This window comes from Flavonifractor sp. An82 (assembly GCF_002159265.1).
Lineage (GTDB): Bacteria > Bacillota > Clostridia > Oscillospirales > Oscillospiraceae > Flavonifractor.
The window spans coordinates 46,471-63,721 of the sequence record NZ_NFHG01000008.1 but is presented as its reverse complement, the minus strand read 5'-3'; the positions used below and the strand labels follow the sequence as shown (position 1 = coordinate 63,721).

The window sequence follows — 17,251 nt, the reverse complement described above, 5'->3', positions numbered from 1 at the left end:
ATGCACAGAGAGATCCCATTTCTCGATATGCGCAGATCACCAGGGGACCCCGTCAACTGCTGGATCGTCTATCTGATGCCCTTCGACCCGGAAGAACGGGGTGATTATGAGAAGATTGATACCTTCCAGCAGTCCTGCATCGATCACAAGATCTTCGGAATGGGTTGGGATATTGTAAATGAGCCACTTAGCTACGGTACTTCCATTCAGGATGGCGCAGAAATTTACAAAGAAAGATATGGCCCAAATTCCGGTATGGAAAACGCCCTAAAACAATATAAAAGGGTACAAAAGGGCGACTATGTGTTGACTCGCCTGAAGAACGGCCATTATTATGTCGGAAGGGTGATTGAGCCAGCAATCTATGTGCAGCAAGATCAGGAGCCGTATATCAATCTCTCCTGGGGCTGTCGAGTGGAGCAGTGGGAGGAATATGCCTCGGAGGAGGATATCCCGTCAGAGATCCGAGGGCGGCTTTCCCAGAAGCGTCACCCCACAATACAGAGAATGGATGGATATAGGCTCCGTCTGCTAACGATGAAACTCTATGACGACAGAGAAACTGTGCCGCAATTGAAGATACCGCCGCTGCGCTTTACTCGTGAGAACTTTGTTCGGTGTCTGGATTATAGGCAGTTGGAGGACTTGGTGGCTCTGTATATCTGGGAGAGGCATGGAGACAAGGGATATATGCTCCTCCCATCTTCCGGAAAGACTAACCAGCAGAAGTATGAGTTCCAATTTGTCAACGCAAGAGACTCCCGTCAGAAACCCATCAGTTGTCAGGTTAAGAATCAGGAGGAAATCTCCATCGAACATTATAGCGGCGAATCCGGCTACGAGCGGATTTATCTGTTCAGCGGGAAGTGGAATGACGAGGAGGCCACGGCAAGGCAGTCCGAATCTGCGCCGAATGTGACGATTATACGACCGGCGGAGTTATATGAAACCTTGCACCACAATTCCATTTTCAACAACAGGTTCTATAGAGTGGCTGATACTGACGAAATCTCCATAGAAGATATTGCGGCAGGTCTGCGCAGGCTGGGCTATACTGATGCTGGACATAAATTCAAGAGACGAGCGTCCCGGCAGTATGTTTGGGATAATGGTAAAAAGGATTTTTTAGATTTTGTGGTTTCTGATGGGCTTTTTTATTCCGAGGAGTTTGGCGCGTTAGTCTGCTCCTGGGGAGACTATTCGGAGATAGAAATTAGTAGTCTAAGGTCTGATTTGGCTCAATGCTTGTCGCAATTTACTAAGGCTCAATAGTCTGATGCGGAGGGGGCGTTTTTCGGCCCTTGACGGCCCGGTAAAAAACGGCTATACTGGCGGTGTAAAAGACTGCTGCGGACGGCCCCTGCCCGAGGATCACCGGCAGGACCAGCGGGAAGCAGGGACAGTCTTTCATACGGCAGTCCGGCCCCGGCGTTATGGATATGGGCGCATAAGTGCAACCGGGAATAGTGTATGGGCTGTGCGTGAGGTCAGTTTCTCCACGGCAGAAAACCGTTTTGCCGTGGAAGTGGAGCCGCAGGCGCGCGGGGACGCCTCCCCTGCCTATGCGCCAGCGGGACAACTCCAAGTGTAATGATATAAATAGGCCCAAGGATGATTTTTGAATGAAACCGAATGCGAAACGCTTGTCCCGGCGGACGATGGGCGGCGTCAGCGTTTCCGTGTGATCTGCGGAGTGAGGTGAACCAAGTCCCCTGTTGCCGGTGTGGGCGCTGCCCGCGAGGCCACGGCAATATGCTGATGTGAAATGACGGGGGAAAGGGGGTAGTATGCCCTTTTCCCGGAAAAATTGAATGAAAGAGCGCGGCGCTCGCGCCGCAGGTATGAAAGAGTACAGCTTTTGAAAAGCCGTACTCTTTTTCTGTTTATTGTTAGAAGATGGCTTTCCAGAGGTCCGCCGCCGGGGCAGTCCCTACCCACCGACACGACTTCCGCGAAAGGAGGTGACCTGTATGCCCTGTTCCCGTTATCCCCTCGTTACCGGCACATTCGGCATACACCCTTTCCCCAGCGTCATCACCTCCGGCGGCGGGACCCTTTGACTTATTCCACCACGAGGCAGCATGGGCAAGATCAGCGCGGACGGCTTTGAGCGCCGTTTCGCCCTGGCCTGCCGGCCTCAAGGGACCTGTAAAGACGAGATCAACCGATTATTTGCGGCAGCAGCCGCGGAAAATAAATTGACAAGGAGGACCAATGAACATGAAAAAGTATCTTGCGCTTATCCTTGCGATCGTCATGTCCCTGAGCCTGGTCGCCTGTGGCGGCGGTGGCAGCACCGAGAGCCCCAGCGGCGGCGGTGAGACCCAGACCGGCGGCGAGCCCGCTGCCGGCGGCGACATCTATGTCCTGGTACCCAACGCCGACCACGGCTGGACCGGAGCCGTTCTGACCTATGCTCAGCAGAAGGCTGAAGAGGTCAACGCCGAAGGCACCTACAATGTAGTGGTCCAGGCCGCTACCGACGCCAAGAACCAGCAGGAGCAGATCGACGACCTTCTGGCTGCCGCCACTCCTCCCGCCGGCATCGTGATCCTGCCTTACGACAACACCATGGAGTCCTCCATGGCCTCCATCGCTGCTACCGACATCCCCTTCATCATGGTGGACCGCATCATCGACAACCCCGTGGTGCAGGAGAAGGTTACCGCCAACGTCAAGGGCGATAACGAGGGTATCGGCAAGGCTACCGCTGAGCGCTTCATCGCCGACGGCCTGCAGCCTGGCGACAAGCTGTACGTTATGATCGGCGACACCTCCTCCGTGCCTGAGATGCGCAACAAGGGCTTCACCGAGACTCTGGCTGCCAACGGCTGGACCGAGGAGCAGCTGGCCACCATCGAGTACTCTGCCGCCACCGGCTGGAGCCGTTCCACCGGCAAGCAGCTGTTCATCGACTGGATCAACAGCAAGACCGTCGAGGAGCTGGGCGAGTATCACTACATCTTCACCCACGACGATGAGATCGGCATGGGCATCCTGGAGGCCCTGAGCGGCACCGAGATCGAGCAGGCCAAGAAGGACGCCTTCCTGGAGTCCATCGAGTCCATCGGTTCTTCCTCCGGCCTGGGCGAGATGTATGAAGTGCTGTCCGGCACTCACGCCAATACCGCCTATCCCGACATCGTTGCCAACTTCGACCTGTTCTCCGTTACCTATCCGCCCAAGATGATCCAGACCGCCGTGGATGACATGATCAGCCACCTGAACGGCGAGACCGTGGAAAAGGATCATACCATTACCGTCGACGTGGTCGGCTCCACCAACGTGGCCGATTACGAGGGCTTCTAAACGAGACCGAGCGGCGGTCCCCGCGGGCGCTGTGCCGCCCACGGGGACCGCTGTTCCTTAAAGAGGGTGCCTGACCATGAAAATTTTGCAGATGACCGATATTACCGCCAACCCCGCCCTCACCGGCTTTACCGCCGGCAAGATCCTGTGGGTGCGCCGCCATGAGCCGGAGCTGTTTGCAAAATGCCGCCGCATCCTGCTGCCCAAGGACTACCTGCGCTACAAGCTGACGGGAGAGTTTGCCACCGAGGTGTCCGACGCCTCGGGCATGAACCTGCTGGACGTGGCTCACCGCTGCTGGTCCCAGGAGGTGCTGAACAAGCTGGACATCGACCCGGCTCTGCTGGGCAAGCTGTATGAGTCCACCGACCTCACCGGCACGGTGACGGCGGCCGCCGCTGCCGAGACCGGCCTGGCCCCCGGTACACCGGTGGCAGGTGGCGCCGGTGACAACGCCGCAGCGGCAGTGGGTACCGGTGTGGTGCGGTCCGGCCGGGCCTTTGTGACCCTGGGTACCTCCGGCGTGGTCTTTGCCCACGCCGACCAGGTGAGCATCGATCCCGGCGGACGGGTCCATACCTTCTGCGCCGCCGTACCCGGAGCATGGACGGTGATGAGCTGTACCCTGGCCGCCGGTCTGTCCCTCCAGTGGTTCCGCAACCAGTTCTGCACCGAGGAGCGGCGGCAGGCTGAGGCGGAGGGAGTGGATCCCTACGATATTATGACCTGGGAGGCGGGGGAGTCCCCCATTGGAGCCAACCGGCTGCTCTATCTGCCCTACCTGATGGGCGAGCGATCCCCGCTGCTGGACGAGAAGGCCAGAGGTGCCTTCATCGGCCTGTCCGCCATGCATGGTCGGGGGGATCTCATCCGTGCGGTGCTGGAGGGGGTGTCCTACTCCCAGCGCCAGTGTCTGGACATTTTGCGGGAGATGGGCGTGGCCCCCGACCATATCATGGCCTGCGGCGGCGGCGGACGCTCCCCCTTCTGGCGGCAGATGCTCTCCGATGTGCTGGGCTGCACCGTCCAGACCGCCAAGGCGGCCCAGGAGGGGCCCGCTCTGGGCGCGGCCATCCTGGCAGGTGTGTGCGCCGGGGTGTACCCCGATGTGCCCACCGCCTGCGACGCCATCGTCCACCCCGATCAGTCCTGCGCACCCCAGGGGGAGAACAGCGCGGCCTATGAGCCCTTCTATCAACTGTATACCAGTCTCTATCCCGCCCTTAAAGGCAGCTTTGAGACCCTTTACCAGCTGTAAAATCGTCCAAATGCAAAAAAGGCCGTGTACACGGCCTTTTTTGCATATTTTGGGCCAGTTGCGTTTTTATGCCACTATGCTATAATTAAAACAATGGCAACAAGAGGGCAGAGGGGGTGGAAGGATGCCGGGAAGAGGAAGCTGGCTGAGAGGCGCGGTCCTGGTGCTGCTTCCCCTGCTGTGCGTGGGGGCCAGTCTCTTTATCGGGCTGTACGACCTGAGTCCGGGCGATGTGCTGGACATCCTGTTCCACCCCGGTCGGGCGGAAGCCGCCCAGGTCAGTGTGGTGTGGCAGCTGCGGCTGCCCCGTACCCTGGCCGCCGCCCTGGTGGGAGCCGCTCTGTCGGTAAGCGGCGCCGCCTATCAGGGGGCCTTCCGCAATCCCCTGGTGGATGCGGGTATGCTGGGGGTGTCCAACGGGGCGGGCTTTGGCGCGGCTCTGGCCATCGTGGCGCTGGGGGGCGGCACCGCCATCTACCCCACCGCCTTTGCCTTTGCGATGCTGGCGGTGGTGCTCAGCGTGCTGGCCGGGCGGGTGGCCGGGGGAAGTTCCGGGATCACCCTCATCCTGGGCGGCGTTATCATCTCCGCCTTTTTCAGCGCGTTCACCTCCATTCTGAAATACATTGCCGACCCCTATTCTCAGCTGCCCGCCATCACCTTCTGGTTTATGGGCAGCTTCGCGGATATTCACTACCACCACTTTGCGGCCTTCCTGCCCATGGGGGTGGGGATTCTGCTGGTGATGCTGTGCCGGTGGCAGATCAACGTGCTGTCCATGGGGGACCGGGAGGCCGCCGCTCTGGGCCTGGATCTGAGCAAGTACCGGCTGCTGCTGGTGGGAGGCGCCACCCTGGCCACCGCCTCGGCGGTGTGCATCAGCGGGGTCATCAGCTGGGTGGGGCTGGTGGTGCCCCACATCTGCCGGATGCTGTTCGGCAGCGACAACCGCCGCCTGATGGGGGCCAGCCTGTCGGTAGGGGCTTCCTTCCTGGTGGTAATGGACATTCTGGCCCGCACCCTGACCACCGCAGAGATCCCCATCGGCATCCTCACTGCTCTGGTGGGCACGCCCTTCTTCATCTACCTGCTGAAAAAGACCAGGGGAGGTGGCTGGAGTGAGTGAGCTGCTGCGCCTGGAAGAACTGAGCTGCGGCTATCAGGAAGTGCCGGTGTTCCGGGATCTGTCCCTCTCGGTGGACCGGGGACAGGTGGTGTGCCTCATGGGCCCCAACGGCTGCGGCAAAAGCACCCTAATCAACACGGTACTGGGCCTCCGGCGGTCCTTGGCGGGAAGGGTCCTGGTGGACGGCCAGGACAGCACCCGTCTCTCCCGCCGGGAGTTGGCCCGGCGCATGGCCCTGGTGCCCCAGGGGCATCAGCCTGTGTTTCCCTATACGGTAAGCCAGGTGGTGCTCATGGGCCGCACCGCCCATCTCTCCCCCTTTGGAGGGCCGGGAAAGGCGGATGAGGCGCTGTGCCGGGACGTTTTACATGCCATGGGTCTGACGGACAAGGCGGACGCTCCCTATCAGCAGCTGTCCGGCGGGGAGCTGCAGCTGGTGCTGCTGGCCCGGGCTATGGTGCAGCAGGCGCCCCTGCTGCTGCTGGACGAGCCCACAGCCCACCTGGACCTGCGCAACGAGCTGCTCTTTCTGGAGCAGATGGTCCGGCTGACCGCCGGTCAGGGGGTGGGCGTGCTGATGGCCACCCATGATCCCAACCACGCCTTTTATCTGGAGGAGATGGGCCTGCCGGTGACCGCCGCCCTGATGGGGTCAGGCGGGCTGTACCGGTGGGGGCCGCCGGGGGAGACCCTGACCCCGGAGAACCTGGCCTGGGTATATGGGGTGGAGGCCGCCATTCTGGAGGGCGGACCCACCCTGCGGCGGGTGGCACCCCGCCGCATCCTATAGGAGGTGGAAGCCATGAAGCGAATATCGGGTGCCGCCCTCAGTGTGCTGCTCTGCCTGATCCTGCTGTGCGGCTGTGCCCCCGGTGGACAGCCTGAGGGCGGGACGGCGGAGCTGCGTACGGTAACAGACCAGGCGGGGCGGACGGTGGAGATTCCGGAGGAACCCACATGTATCTGCGCCCTGGACCCCTTCTGCGCCCCCTTTGTGGTGGCCTTCGGCTACGGGGAGCAGGTGAAGGCCACCATCCCCTCCATCCAGCGGGATGTGCTCATCCAGTCCATCTGCCCCTCCCTGAAGGAGGCCCAGGTGGTGAAAAGCGGCGGGGTGGTCAATGCCGAGGCCCTGCTGAGCATCGGGGTGGACCTGATCCTGCTGGACCGGGAGAGCTATGAGGACCAGGACAGCCGGGCCAAGATCGACGCCACCGGCATCCCCTATCTGGTGGTGTCCAACACCACGATCGACGAGGCCCTGGCCGCCGTGGAGCTGGTGGGACAGGTGCTCCATGCCGAGGATGAGGCGGCCCGGTACATCGCCTGGTACCGGGAGTGTCTGGCCCGGGCGGAGGAAGTGAGCGCCCAGGTGCCCCAGGAGGAGCGGCCCCGGCTCTACCACTCGGTGAACGAGGCGGTGCGCACCGACTATGCCGGCAGCCTGCCCGCCCAGTGGATCGCCGCCACGGGAGCGGTCAATGTGTCCCTGGAGGGGGAAGGCCTCACCATGGAGGGGGGCAGCGCCTACACCACCCTGGAGCAGATCTTCGTGTGGGACCCGGATCTCATCATCTGCAATGAGGTGGGAGTGGCCAATTATATCCTGACCGACGAGAAGTGGAAGGGCCTGGGGGCGGTGGAGCGTGGGGACGTGTACCAGATGCCCATCGGCCTCAGCAGGTGGGGCCACCCCAACAGCATCGAAACTCCCCTGGCGGTACTGTGGCTCACCCAGCTGCTCTACCCCGAGCTGGCGGAGATCGACCTGGAGGAGGAGACCCGGGCCTTCTATCAGACCTATTTTGACTACACCGTCAGTGACGACGAGCTGGCCTCCATCCTGTCAGGCGACGGGATGCGCACCCCCAAGACCGGAGGAAAGGTGGAATAAAGCCATGGAACATACCCTGCTGATCTGCATCGACGATACCGACAGCCTGGACTCCCCCGGCACCGGCCAGGTGCTGGAGGAACTGCTGGCCTGTCTGGCGGAGGAGGGGCTGGGTCTGGGCTCCTTCATTACCCGGCATCAGCTGCTCATCCACCCCGACATTCCCTATACCTCCCACAACAGCTCCATGTGCAGCCGGGTCACCACGGAAGACCCGGCGTCAGTGACGGCCTTCTGCCGGAAGTGGCTGGACGGGGCCTGCGCCCCCGGCTCCGACCCCGGCCTGTGCGTGGTGGAGCCCGCCGCCCTGAGAGACCGGGAGAGACTGCTGGCCTTCGGACGGGCTGCCAAGGAGCGGGTGCTCACCAAGGAGGACGCCTGGGCCCTGACCCGGAGTGAGGAAGAGGCCGTCGCCCTGTCTGAGCACGGAGGTACCGGCCAGGGGATCATCGGGGCTTTGGCGGGATGCGGCCTGCGGCTGAGCGGTATGGACGGCCGCTGCCGGGGCAAGCTCCAGCCGTTGACCCCCGGCGAGGTTCTGACGCCCGCCCAGCTCTGCGCCCGGGGCGGGGTGGACGCGGTGTGGGACACGGCGGGCAAGCCGCTGCCAGACCAGGCCCAACTGGTATTTCTGCGGCCCTGCAAGCCTATCTTCCGCAAAAACCTGCGGGTGGCCGTGGCCAAGCCACGGGCGGACGGCTGCTGGGATCTGCTGTCCAAGCAGGAGCTGCCGGAGGAGCTGCTGGTATGAGTAAGTGGTTTGAACAGACGGCGGAGGGGAAGCTGTTCCGCTTTGGCCGTCAGGCAAAAGAGGCCGCCCGGGCCGCGGTCTGTGATGGCTATGGGAGAGACGACGAGGACGAGACGGTGGATGATACCGTCTCCTGCTACAACTGCCGCTACCGGCGCTGGACGGCCCGGTCCTTCACCTGTATGCGGCCGGGGAGGAATGAGACATGAGACGTTATCTGACCGGCCTGCTGGCTGCCCTGCTCCTGCTGTGCACCACCGCCGGAGCGGTGGACGGAGCGGGGAAGGCCGAGCCTCTGGCCCTCAGTGCCAGCAGTGTGGCCGACGGCGCCGCCAATGTGGCGGCGGATACCTCCATCAGGCTGGATTTCACCAAAAATGTGGTCAATCTGCAGGTGAAGGACAACAATATGACCTGCTTCTCGGTGACTGACAGCGGGGGAAATCAGGTGCCCATCGTGGTAAGCATGGGGGACGACCAGGTGGACCGGGAGGTGCGCAACACCATCTATGTCTCCCCGGTCACCGCCTGGCCGGCGGGGGAGACCCTGACCCTCACCATCTCGGGAAATCTGACGGCCAAGAACGGAAGCACCATGGGCACGGCCCATACCCTGCGCTTTACTGTCGCCGGGGCGGTTGCCACCCCGGCCCCCTCGGCCACGGTCACCGCCACCCCCAAGCCGGCAGCCACCCCCAAGCCGACGGCCAAGCCCGAGCCCACCCCTGCGCCGACCTCTGTGCCTACCCCTGTACCGGCGGAAAGTGAGCCTCTGCCCTCGGAGACCCCGGCCATCCAGTCCACCCCGGCTGTGGTTGAGACGGAGACGCCGGTGCCATCCCCTACGCCGGTCCCGTCGGAGCCCCCTGTCCAACCTGATGCCGACAGCGGTATCCCGGCGGCGGTCATCCTGGCAGTGGTACTGATCGCGGCGGCGGCAGCAGCTGTCCTGCTGGTACTGCGCAGCCGGGGAGGCCGCAAATAAATGTGATCTGCGGGCGTCAGCCCGGGAAAGAAAGGAGAACAAGTTATGAAAAGAACCCGTAAAACCCTGCTCAGCCTGCTGTGCGCAGTAGGCCTGCTGCTGTCCCTCACCGTGGCGGCCTCCGCTGCCGACTATGATTTCCAGGGCACCGGCGGCCAGACGCTGAAGCTGACCGCACCTGCCGCCGTGACGGTGGAGAGCACTGAGGGCGTCTACCGCAACACCATCACTGATCCCCTGCCCGCCGGACAGGAGCTGACCTTCACCTTCCAGCTGTCCGCCGGCATGAACAACTATGACGCGGCCCTCTTCCAGGAGAAGAGCCTGCCCCTCATCGCCGTGAAGGAAAGCTATGAGGGCGAGAACCTCCACAGTCCCACCTATGTCAGCGGCAGCAAGGAGGCCGGCATCACCATCGCCGTGCCCGCCCTGGAGGAGGGCAGCTATGTGCTGGTCTTCGGCGCCGGCATCCAGGCCAACAATCCGGACAAGACCCTGGGCCAGGACATCGTGTTCCAGTTCACCGTGTCCGCCGACAGCCAAGTGACGCCCCCCGAGACCACGGAGGAGCCGGAGCAGCCGGAGGAGACCCCTGTGACCGTGGAGTGCCCCTACACCGACGTCTCTCCTGAGGCCGCTCCCGCGGTGATGGAGCTGGTGGAGAAGGGCTATCTCACCCCCGACTCCGACACCCTGCTGGGGGCCGACAAGCCGGTGACCCGTGGGGAGCTGGTGACTCTCATGGGCCGCTGCCGGGACATCAACGCCGGCAAATACACCGCCTCCTCCTTTGCCGATTTGACCGACGATGATCCTGCCATGCCCTATGTGGAGTGGGCCGCCGGCAAGGGACTGATCAACGGCTATGGTGCCGGTCTGGTGGGCCCCCAGGATCAGCTGAACCGGGAGCAGGCCGCCTGCATCCTGGCCCGCTATGCTACTGTCTTTGAGCTGGAGAATGCCTCCGGCAAGGAGAGCCTGGGCGGCTTTGCCGACAAGGACCAGGTCAGCCCCTGGGCCAAGGAGTCCGTCCAGTGGGCGGTGGCCGCCGGCCTGTTCACCGGGGATACCCTGAATCCCCAGGCCGTAGTCACCCGCCAGGAGATGGCGGTCATGATGACCGCCGTGGGCCTGGCCGAGGGATGAGTTTCTGACACAAAAAGAGGCGCTGCACTTGCAGCGCCTCTTTTTTGTTTGAGAACGGAGCATCAGAATCCGATGGGGGATGGGGGTGTGATGATCTCCTGCTCCAGCAGCCGCCGGGCGGCAGTTTCCAGATCCTCCGCCGTAAGGGATTCCCCCGCCGTGGTGCTGTGCAGGGTGCGCAGAGCCAGCTCCTCCACGGCGGCCTGGAACAGGCGGCGGGCTTCCCGGCCGTTGCCGAATTGCTCCCCTTTCTGCCGGTGGAGCGTAGCAAAGAAGTCCAGACAAATCTCTCTGGCCTGAGCGGGCAGAGTGTAGCCATTTTGGCCTGCCAGAACTTGCAGAATGTCCCACAGCTGGCCGTCGTCGTAGCTCTCGAAGTCCAGCACCTGGGCCACCCGGCTGGACAAACCGGGATTGGCGGAGAGAAGCTCCTTCATCTCCTCCGGGTAGGTGGCGAAGATGACCATGGTCTCTGGCTCCAGCTCCATGTGCCGCACCAGGGCGTTGACGGCCTCGGCGGCATAGCTGTCCTGGCCTGTACGGTCCAGCAGGGCGCCCGCCTCGTCGATAAAGAGCACGCCGCCTTTGGCCTGCCGGAACAGCTTGGCCACCATATGGGAGGTCTGACCCAGGTAGGGACCAATGAGCTGTTCCCGGCCCGCCTCCACAAAGCGGCCGGTACCGCAGCCCTCTTCCCGCAGGATGTGGGCCACCAGCCGGGCGGTGACGCTTTTGCCGGTGCCCGGCGGGCCGGAGAAGGCCAGATTCCGGCAGGCGGGAGCGGCGGGACTGCCCGCCTGCCGGCGGCGGGCGTCCAGGGCGGAGGCGGCCAGCATCCGGCGCAGAGCAGCTTTCACCGGCCCCAGGCCCACCATCCGCTCCAGGGTGTCCCAGCCCCGGGCCTCCAGCCGGTAGGGGTGGAACTGAAGGTCCTTGAGCTGAAGGGGCGGGGCGGCCTGCCGCTGGACCGCCCACATGAGCAGAGCCTCCAGGTCCTGCTCACTGAAAGCGCTCCCCCGGTAGCGGCGTACTCTGGCAATGACCTGGTCCAGATCCACGGAGGAGGATATGGGCATCATCAGCTCCTGGGCCATCACCTGTAAAAACCGGCGGAGGTAGGCCTGGTCGGGCCGGCCCAGCCGCACCACATGAAAGCCCTGGTGGAAGCGCAGCTCCTCCAGCAGCTCCAGGTCCACCTGCTCCGGCCGCAGAGCCAGGAAGCGGTCCGTCTGCCTGCCGTCGCTTTCCTTTCCCACGGCGTTCATGCCCTGGACTACCTGCCTGGTGGGGGGCGGGCTATCAATGCAGGAGACCAGTACGGCGGAGACGCTCAGCTCGTCCGCGTCCAGAGCGCCCTGCTTGGGCAGGTGGGGCTGGGCGGCGCCGGAGGCCGTCCCCTCGGAAAGCTCCGGGTCCAGCAGCTGGGGGGCGATGACCAGCAGGGCGTCCTTCAGGTTGGGACCCTGTTTCTCATCGGCAGGGAAATAGGCGTCCAACTCCGCCATATCCCAGAAGTCATCTCCCTCTTTGCTGCGGGCCTGGCGGGCGTCCCACAGCCGGGCCAGGGCGGAGAGATAGAAGGCGGCCTGGCAGGCGTAATAATGGCTGTCGCCCAGCAGAATTACCCGGAGGCTTCCCCGGCGCTCCTTCAGCAGGGTCCGGAGGGGAATCTTTCGGAACTGGGGGGCGGCGGCAAGGTCCTGCTCCAGCTGGGAGAACTCCCTGTGCAGGGGAAGGGGGGCATAGGAAAGCTGGTCGCCCGGTCCGCCGGGCAGGGGCCGGAGATGGACCGGCATACAGACGGCGGCAACCTCCGGGAACTCCGGCGGACAGGCAGGGGGCGTCAGGGTCTGGGGCTTCATGCGATCTCCTCCTTCTTCTTTTGGCGGGCAAGTCGGCGGGTTTGCCGGGTCAGGGCCTGAGCCGCCGCCTCCTCGTCAAAGCAGGTGTCCTGGTAGAGCTGCCGGAACTGGGGATGGTCGCCGGTCAGCAGGATTTGGCTCAAGGGGGCGGAATTGCACAGCCCCTGCAGGAGAAATTCCAGGTGGGGCGTGCCCTCCAGAGCCCTGCGGCAGACCGCAATGGCCTGCTCCACAGCGGAAGCCGTCTTTTGAAAGGCTTCCTCTCTGGGCTGGCGCAGCTGGGTGCGGAATTGCTCCGTCAGCACCTCCCAGCCCTGATCGTTCAGGGTGCGGACGCCGTCCAGCAGGAACTGACGGGCGGCCAGGTGGGTGACGGCGGGAGCCTGCTGGGCCAGCTGGAGGGGACGCTCCTCCTCCGGCAGCTGCCGCAGGGGAAACAGGACCTGATGGACGGCGGCGGTGAAGGTGTCCAGCTCAGCTGCCTGTCGGGCCATGCCATCCAGCCGGTTCAGCAGGGCGGATACCGTGCTCCAGCATTGGTCGGGGGTCAGATCCCGGAGCTTTTGCAGGGCCTGGGGCGAGCCGGACAGGATATCCTCCAGCAGATGGGAGGCGCTGAGGGCGGCATACTGGCTCCAATACCGGAAGAAGGAGCGGGCCACCTCGCCGGACTGGAGGTACTGGGCGGTCAGCGCCAGGTCGGGCCCCTGGCCCTCCTCCTCCAGACAGCGGAGCATCAGGGACAGATCCTCCCAGGCCCGGGCGGTGACCAGGGCGGTGCCCTCCTCCTCATGCTTGCAGAGATAGAAGTGGTCCCGGTGGGTGTCCAGGTAGGAGAGCACCATGGGATGGACCTCCCGGGTCTTCATGTAGGCCCGCCAGGCCTGGTAGTCGGGCTGGATGTGAAGCAGCCGCAGCCGGTCGGCGGTCACCGGGTCCAGGTCCCCCGCTCCCAGGTTATATTCCGGCGGGTTGCCCGCCAGCACCAGCATCCAGCCATCAGGGATGGGGTGGGGACCGAAGGACTTGTCCTGAAGAAGCTGGAGCAGGATGGGCCGCAGGGACTCGGAGGCGCAGTTGAATTCGTCCAGAAAGAGGATGCCCTCCGGTGTTCCAGTTTCCTCCATGGTGCGGTGGACCTGGGCAATGATCTCGCTCATGGTGCACTCGGTCATGGAGACGGACCGACCGTCCACCGTTCCGTCCACCAGCCGGGGCAGGCCGATGATGGACTGGCGGGTGTGATGGGTGACCGAGTAGGAGAGAAAGGCCAGGCCTTGCTCCTGGGCCACCTGGCGGACGATCTCAGTCTTGCCCACGCCGGCGGGGCCCATGAGGCAGATGGGGCGGGCCCGCCGCCGGTTGATGAGATAGCGGCCCTGGCTGTCCCGGCGGAAATAGATGCGGGCAGCCTGGGCAATGGTATGCTTGGCCTGGTCGATGGTTACAGGCTGAATGACCTGACTTTTCATGCTCGTGCCTCCTGAACAATATTTTGTTTCATATCCAGCCACAGAGGGGTGACCCAGTCGGGAAGGCTGGGCTCCAGGGTGATGGGCTGATCCTGCTCCCGGGGGATGAGGAAGGTCACAGGGTAATCTGGCTGCGCTTGGGGGAAGGTTCCGAAGCCGTCGGAGAGGTAGAGCAGCCCCCTTACCTTGTGAAAACGCCCGCTCTGGCGCAATTCCTCTACCCGCTGAAACACCGGGCAGAAATCGGTGCCTCCAAAGCCCTGAGGGGTAAAGTCGGACAAAAAGGAGTCCAGCTGGTCGGCATGCTCCAGCAGCAGCTCCTTCTGGATCTGGCAGTCACACTGGAGCAGCAGGATGCGGAAGGAGGGGCAGCCGCCGGTGACGTCCCGCAGCAGGTTGAGGGTCTCCCGCAGAAAGCGGGCACAGATTTCTCCCCCGCAGGAGCCGGAGGTGTCCAGCGCAATGACCAGCTGGTCAGGGGTGGGCCGGTCGCACACCTCGCAGGGCTCCAGAATGGGCAGGTCCCCGTACAGGGACAGTCCAAGATGGTACCATTTGGCGTCAATGGAGTCCGGATCGGTATGCAGATTTTCCCGGGGAGCGGCAAACCGCCGCAGAAAGTAACGGTAGGAGATCTGATTTTTGGGGGCGGGTCGTATGGCCTTCGTGAGAAAATCGGGGAGGATGCCCCAGTGCTGGCTGGGCAGCGATTTCCCAAACTGACACAGCAGGCTGTCCCAGTCAGGGGCGTCCTGGTCCGTGATATCCTTACCGCCGCTGCCTGGGAGGACCGGTGCGGACGGATGCCAGAGGGTGTGGTCGTCCACAGCATAGAGAGAGGCGCAACTGAGCAGTACACTCCTGGTCTGCTCATCGCCTTGAAGAGCGGTACACAGGGCAGTAAGGGTGCCCGGTTGATTGCATCGGTCCGCCGCCTGTCCGATCTGGAACCAGAACAACAGATCATCAAAGCTGTCCCGGCGCGCATCCACTGAAAAGGAAGAACCGACCAGGGCTTGGGCCAGTGCGTTTACCCGGATGTCGGCCGCCACGTCCAGCAGGATGGGGTCGGCCTGCTCCCTTCGTGCGGGCAGGTGGCCCAGCAGACAGTGGAGGGTCACATGGAGCAGCTGAAGGGCCGGGCTATCCCGCCGGGCCCGAAAATCCCGGATGACCTGCTCGGGATGGTAGTCCAGAAACCGTCCGTCGGTGGACAGGGGACCGGGGGTGTCTCGGAACCTGTCTTTCAGGGCGTAGAGGGCGGGCAGCAGGGCGGGGACCAGGTGGGAGAGCCGCCGGCGGGAGAAATAGAGGATCTTCCGGGCCAGGGCGTCCTGGTCGGTGGAGTTAGAGGTCATAGGGGTCCGCCTCCTCCTTTTTGGTGTGCAGGGCCAGCACGGCGGCCCGCTTGTCTACGATAGCCTCGTCTTCCTCCAAGGCCTGGAGCAGCAGCATCGGGTCCTCACCGTCCAGCAGCCTGCCGGGCAGCAGCTGCTGTGCCAGCTCCTGGGCGGACAGATCGGTGAGGGCGGATTTGGCCAGAGCGCTCAGCGCGCCCTTGGGCGGCTTGCCGCAGATTTTGCAGCAGGCCAGGTGCTGGGACAGGGTTCCGCATTCAAACCACTCCGGATTCGGGAAGCTGCAGCTGCGCTTGAGGGCGGGGGTGAGCTCCGAGCCAAACCGTTCCGCCCAGCGTCCATCCATGCAGGCGGTGAGAAAAGCCTGATCCTCCCGGGGGTCCATGACCACCAGACGGCCCGGCATCCGGTCCAGCCAGGGGGCCAGTATGGGTGGGATCCCTTCCGGGTGAGCCAGGGCCAGGTGTACCAGCAGGCGCCGGGGAATCTCACGCCGCAGCAGCGTGGGGCAGGCCTGCAGCAGGGCGTCGGTCACCTCCCACAGAGAAGATGAAGCATCATCCGTGAGAGTATCGGTATCGGAGCGTGCTTTCAGACGGCAGATACAGATGGAGAAGATGTGGGCCATGGCGTCGCTTCCATGGCGGAGCTCCACCGGTCTCTCCCTGCACAGACGGAGGGTAAGGGGCAGGTTTCCCATCTGGGCGGTGTGGGCCACCGTGAGGCCGGGGGGCAGCGGCGGGGGGCCAAAGGGAGAGTACTCCTGCCCCAGCAGGGGACCGCACAGCAGCTGACAGCACCAGTCCAGCAGAGGGTCCGCCTGCTCGGTCTGTGCCCACAGCGTCAGCAGAGTTTTGGTAACGGTGGTATTCAGCCCCGGCTCCTCCAGCAGACGCTGGGTACATTTCAAAGAGCGGCCCAGCACGGCGGCCTCCAGGGGGGAATAGGTGCATCCGGACGCCCGGTTGGGGGAACAGCCCGCCTTCAGCAGCAGGTCCAGCGCCTCCGGCTTGTCCAGATAGGCGGCCAGATTCACGGCGCTCCACCAGGTGTTGTCAGGCATGCTGTGTCCAGGTGGGGAGAGGCCGTTCAGAAGCGATGTGCTGCACAGGCTGGCGGAGAGCTCCTTGGGGGAGCAGTGCTCCATCACGGCCTGAAAGGCCCGGACGCTGCAGAAGAGCGCGCAGAAGAAGGCGGGGAAGGCATCGTCTTTCAACGGACCATCCAGCCTGCGTAGGGCGGCGTAGATGGCAGGGTAGTTTTTCTGCTGCAGGGCTTTTACCAGCGGGGAGTCGCAGCCGTGCCACAAGGGAAAAGAATCAAGGATAGAGTCAAAGGACCCCATGGCGTTCACCTCCTGTGTGCCCCTATCTTAGCAGGCCGCTGGATACAAATTTTACGAGCATTTCGGCGATGAGCTCATAAAATTTGCAGCGGGCCGGGCGGTATACTGGGGCTGACAATTCAAAGGAGGCTGATACCATGCTGACCATGCCCTATGTGATTGAGGAAAAGGAGGGGCGAGGATACGATATCTTTTCCCGCCTGCTGAAGGACCGGGTGGTGCTCCTCACCGGGGAGATCACCGACGAGACCGCCGCCGCTGTGGTGGCCCAGCTGCTCTATCTGGAGGCCCAGGACCCCGGCCGAGACATCTCCCTCTATATCAACAGCCCCGGCGGTTCGGTGACTGCCGGCCTGGCCATTCTGGACACCATGGAGCACATCCGCTGTGATGTGGCCACCATCGGGGTGGGTCTGGCCGCCTCTATGGGTGCGGTGCTGCTGGCGGCGGGGACCCGGGGCAAGCGCCGGGTACTCCCCAACGCCGAGGTGATGATCCACCAGCCACTGGGGGGCACCGGCGGTCAGGCCTCTGACGTGCTCATCCACGCCCGGCATCTGGAGCGTACCCGGGCCCGTCTGGCGGGACTGCTGGCGGGTTATACCGGAAAGCCGGCGGAGACGGTGGCGGAGGATATGGACCGGGACCACTTCTTTGAGGCCGGTGAGGCGGTGGTCTACGGCCTGGCCGATCAAGTGCTGTAACAGAACGACAAAAATGCCTGTCCCCCAATGGGACAGGCATT

General features: G+C 63.5%; 15 protein-coding genes. 11 read left to right on the top strand and 4 right to left on the bottom strand.

All coding sequences use genetic code 11. From position 1 onward, the window contains the following. The 10 genes from B5G34_RS09880 to B5G34_RS09835 all read left to right on the top strand — a co-directional run bounded on the left by B5G34_RS09880 (position 1) and on the right by B5G34_RS09835 (position 10,469). A complete protein-coding gene (locus B5G34_RS09880) occupies positions 1-1,272 on the top strand; it encodes a hypothetical protein (RefSeq protein ID WP_087336625.1) in 1,272 nt (423 codons plus the stop codon). Positions 1,273-2,220: 948 nt separating this feature from the next. Continuing rightward, on the top strand, positions 2,221-3,309 hold the full coding sequence (locus tag B5G34_RS09875) for a substrate-binding domain-containing protein (protein ID WP_162609461.1): 1,089 nt from the start codon (positions 2,221-2,223) through the stop codon (positions 3,307-3,309). 76 nt (positions 3,310-3,385) lie between these two features. After that, positions 3,386-4,567 carry a xylulokinase gene (gene xylB / locus B5G34_RS09870; RefSeq protein ID WP_087336619.1) on the top strand — a complete coding sequence of 394 codons (1,182 nt, stop codon included), beginning with the start codon at positions 3,386-3,388 and terminating at the stop codon, positions 4,565-4,567. A 124-nt stretch (positions 4,568-4,691) separates the two neighbouring features. Next, the gene (locus B5G34_RS09865) at positions 4,692-5,693 is read left to right on the top strand and encodes an iron ABC transporter permease (RefSeq protein ID WP_087336616.1); all 1,002 of its coding nucleotides are present in this window, start codon (positions 4,692-4,694) and stop codon (positions 5,691-5,693) included. Next, a complete protein-coding gene (locus B5G34_RS09860) occupies positions 5,686-6,483 on the top strand; it encodes an ABC transporter ATP-binding protein (RefSeq protein WP_204245939.1) in 798 nt (265 codons plus the stop codon). Before B5G34_RS09865 ends, B5G34_RS09860 begins: the two co-directional genes overlap by 8 nt. A gap of 12 nt (positions 6,484-6,495) precedes the next feature. After that, the gene (locus B5G34_RS09855; protein ID WP_087336613.1) at positions 6,496-7,587 is read left to right on the top strand and encodes an ABC transporter substrate-binding protein; all 1,092 of its coding nucleotides are present in this window, start codon (positions 6,496-6,498) and stop codon (positions 7,585-7,587) included. Positions 7,588-7,591: 4 nt separating this feature from the next. Beyond that, positions 7,592-8,338: a hypothetical protein gene (locus B5G34_RS09850; RefSeq protein WP_087336609.1), complete on the top strand. Its 747-nt coding sequence runs from the start codon at positions 7,592-7,594 to the stop codon at positions 8,336-8,338. Next, positions 8,335-8,547, top strand: a complete 213-nt coding sequence (locus tag B5G34_RS09845; protein WP_087336606.1) for a hypothetical protein — start codon at positions 8,335-8,337, stop codon at positions 8,545-8,547. The genes B5G34_RS09850 and B5G34_RS09845 overlap by 4 nt, the downstream gene beginning before the upstream one ends. Next, positions 8,544-9,323, top strand: a complete 780-nt coding sequence (locus B5G34_RS09840) for an Ig-like domain-containing protein (protein ID WP_087336603.1) — start codon at positions 8,544-8,546, stop codon at positions 9,321-9,323. Before B5G34_RS09845 ends, B5G34_RS09840 begins: the two co-directional genes overlap by 4 nt. A 45-nt stretch (positions 9,324-9,368) precedes the next feature. Next, positions 9,369-10,469, top strand: coding sequence for an S-layer homology domain-containing protein (locus tag B5G34_RS09835; RefSeq protein WP_087336600.1), 1,101 nt, complete (start codon positions 9,369-9,371; stop codon positions 10,467-10,469). A 62-nt stretch (positions 10,470-10,531) separates the two neighbouring features. Here B5G34_RS09835 and B5G34_RS09830 read toward each other — a convergent pair whose 3' ends face one another. The 4 genes from B5G34_RS09830 to B5G34_RS09815 are packed head-to-tail and all read right to left on the bottom strand — an operon-like array spanning position 10,532 to position 16,506. Beyond that, complete coding sequence (locus B5G34_RS09830) at positions 10,532-12,331, bottom strand: AAA family ATPase (RefSeq protein ID WP_087336596.1); 1,800 nt, start codon at positions 12,329-12,331, stop codon at positions 10,532-10,534. Next, positions 12,328-13,803 (bottom strand): AAA family ATPase, encoded by a 1,476-nt coding sequence (locus B5G34_RS09825; RefSeq protein WP_087336593.1) that lies wholly within the window; start codon positions 13,801-13,803, stop codon positions 12,328-12,330. Before B5G34_RS09825 ends, B5G34_RS09830 begins: the two co-directional genes overlap by 4 nt. Then, a complete protein-coding gene (locus tag B5G34_RS09820; protein WP_087336590.1) occupies positions 13,800-15,161 on the bottom strand; it encodes a VWA-like domain-containing protein in 1,362 nt (453 codons plus the stop codon). The genes B5G34_RS09825 and B5G34_RS09820 overlap by 4 nt, the downstream gene beginning before the upstream one ends. Beyond that, positions 15,151-16,506: an ankyrin repeat domain-containing protein gene (locus tag B5G34_RS09815; RefSeq protein WP_087336586.1), complete on the bottom strand. Its 1,356-nt coding sequence runs from the start codon at positions 16,504-16,506 to the stop codon at positions 15,151-15,153. The genes B5G34_RS09820 and B5G34_RS09815 overlap by 11 nt, the downstream gene beginning before the upstream one ends. Positions 16,507-16,589: 83 nt before the next feature. Here B5G34_RS09815 and B5G34_RS09810 point away from each other — a divergent pair, with 83 nt between their 5' ends. After that, the gene (locus B5G34_RS09810; RefSeq protein WP_275532296.1) at positions 16,590-17,210 is read left to right on the top strand and encodes an ATP-dependent Clp protease proteolytic subunit; all 621 of its coding nucleotides are present in this window, start codon (positions 16,590-16,592) and stop codon (positions 17,208-17,210) included. Positions 17,211-17,251 lie beyond the last annotated feature (41 nt).

What these genes read in the sequence shown, in the direction of transcription:
- B5G34_RS09845 (WP_087336606.1), top strand. Translation starts at nt 8,335, where the DNA reads ATGAGTAAGTGGTTTGAACAGACGGCGGAGGGGAAGCTGTTCCGCTTT.
- B5G34_RS09840 (WP_087336603.1), top strand. Translation starts at nt 8,544, where the DNA reads ATGAGACGTTATCTGACCGGCCTGCTGGCTGCCCTGCTCCTGCTGTGC.
- B5G34_RS09865 (WP_087336616.1), top strand. Translation starts at nt 4,692, where the DNA reads ATGCCGGGAAGAGGAAGCTGGCTGAGAGGCGCGGTCCTGGTGCTGCTT.
- B5G34_RS09850 (WP_087336609.1), top strand. Translation starts at nt 7,592, where the DNA reads ATGGAACATACCCTGCTGATCTGCATCGACGATACCGACAGCCTGGAC.
- xylB (WP_087336619.1), top strand. Translation starts at nt 3,386, where the DNA reads ATGAAAATTTTGCAGATGACCGATATTACCGCCAACCCCGCCCTCACC.
- B5G34_RS09855 (WP_087336613.1), top strand. Translation starts at nt 6,496, where the DNA reads ATGAAGCGAATATCGGGTGCCGCCCTCAGTGTGCTGCTCTGCCTGATC.
- B5G34_RS09820 (WP_087336590.1), bottom strand. Translation starts at nt 15,161, where the DNA reads ATGACCTCTAACTCCACCGACCAGGACGCCCTGGCCCGGAAGATCCTC.
- B5G34_RS09815 (WP_087336586.1), bottom strand. Translation starts at nt 16,506, where the DNA reads ATGGGGTCCTTTGACTCTATCCTTGATTCTTTTCCCTTGTGGCACGGC.
- B5G34_RS09880 (WP_087336625.1), top strand. Translation starts at nt 1, where the DNA reads ATGCACAGAGAGATCCCATTTCTCGATATGCGCAGATCACCAGGGGAC.
- B5G34_RS09875 (WP_162609461.1), top strand. Translation starts at nt 2,221, where the DNA reads ATGAAAAAGTATCTTGCGCTTATCCTTGCGATCGTCATGTCCCTGAGC.
- B5G34_RS09825 (WP_087336593.1), bottom strand. Translation starts at nt 13,803, where the DNA reads ATGAAAAGTCAGGTCATTCAGCCTGTAACCATCGACCAGGCCAAGCAT.
- B5G34_RS09835 (WP_087336600.1), top strand. Translation starts at nt 9,369, where the DNA reads ATGAAAAGAACCCGTAAAACCCTGCTCAGCCTGCTGTGCGCAGTAGGC.
- B5G34_RS09830 (WP_087336596.1), bottom strand. Translation starts at nt 12,331, where the DNA reads ATGAAGCCCCAGACCCTGACGCCCCCTGCCTGTCCGCCGGAGTTCCCG.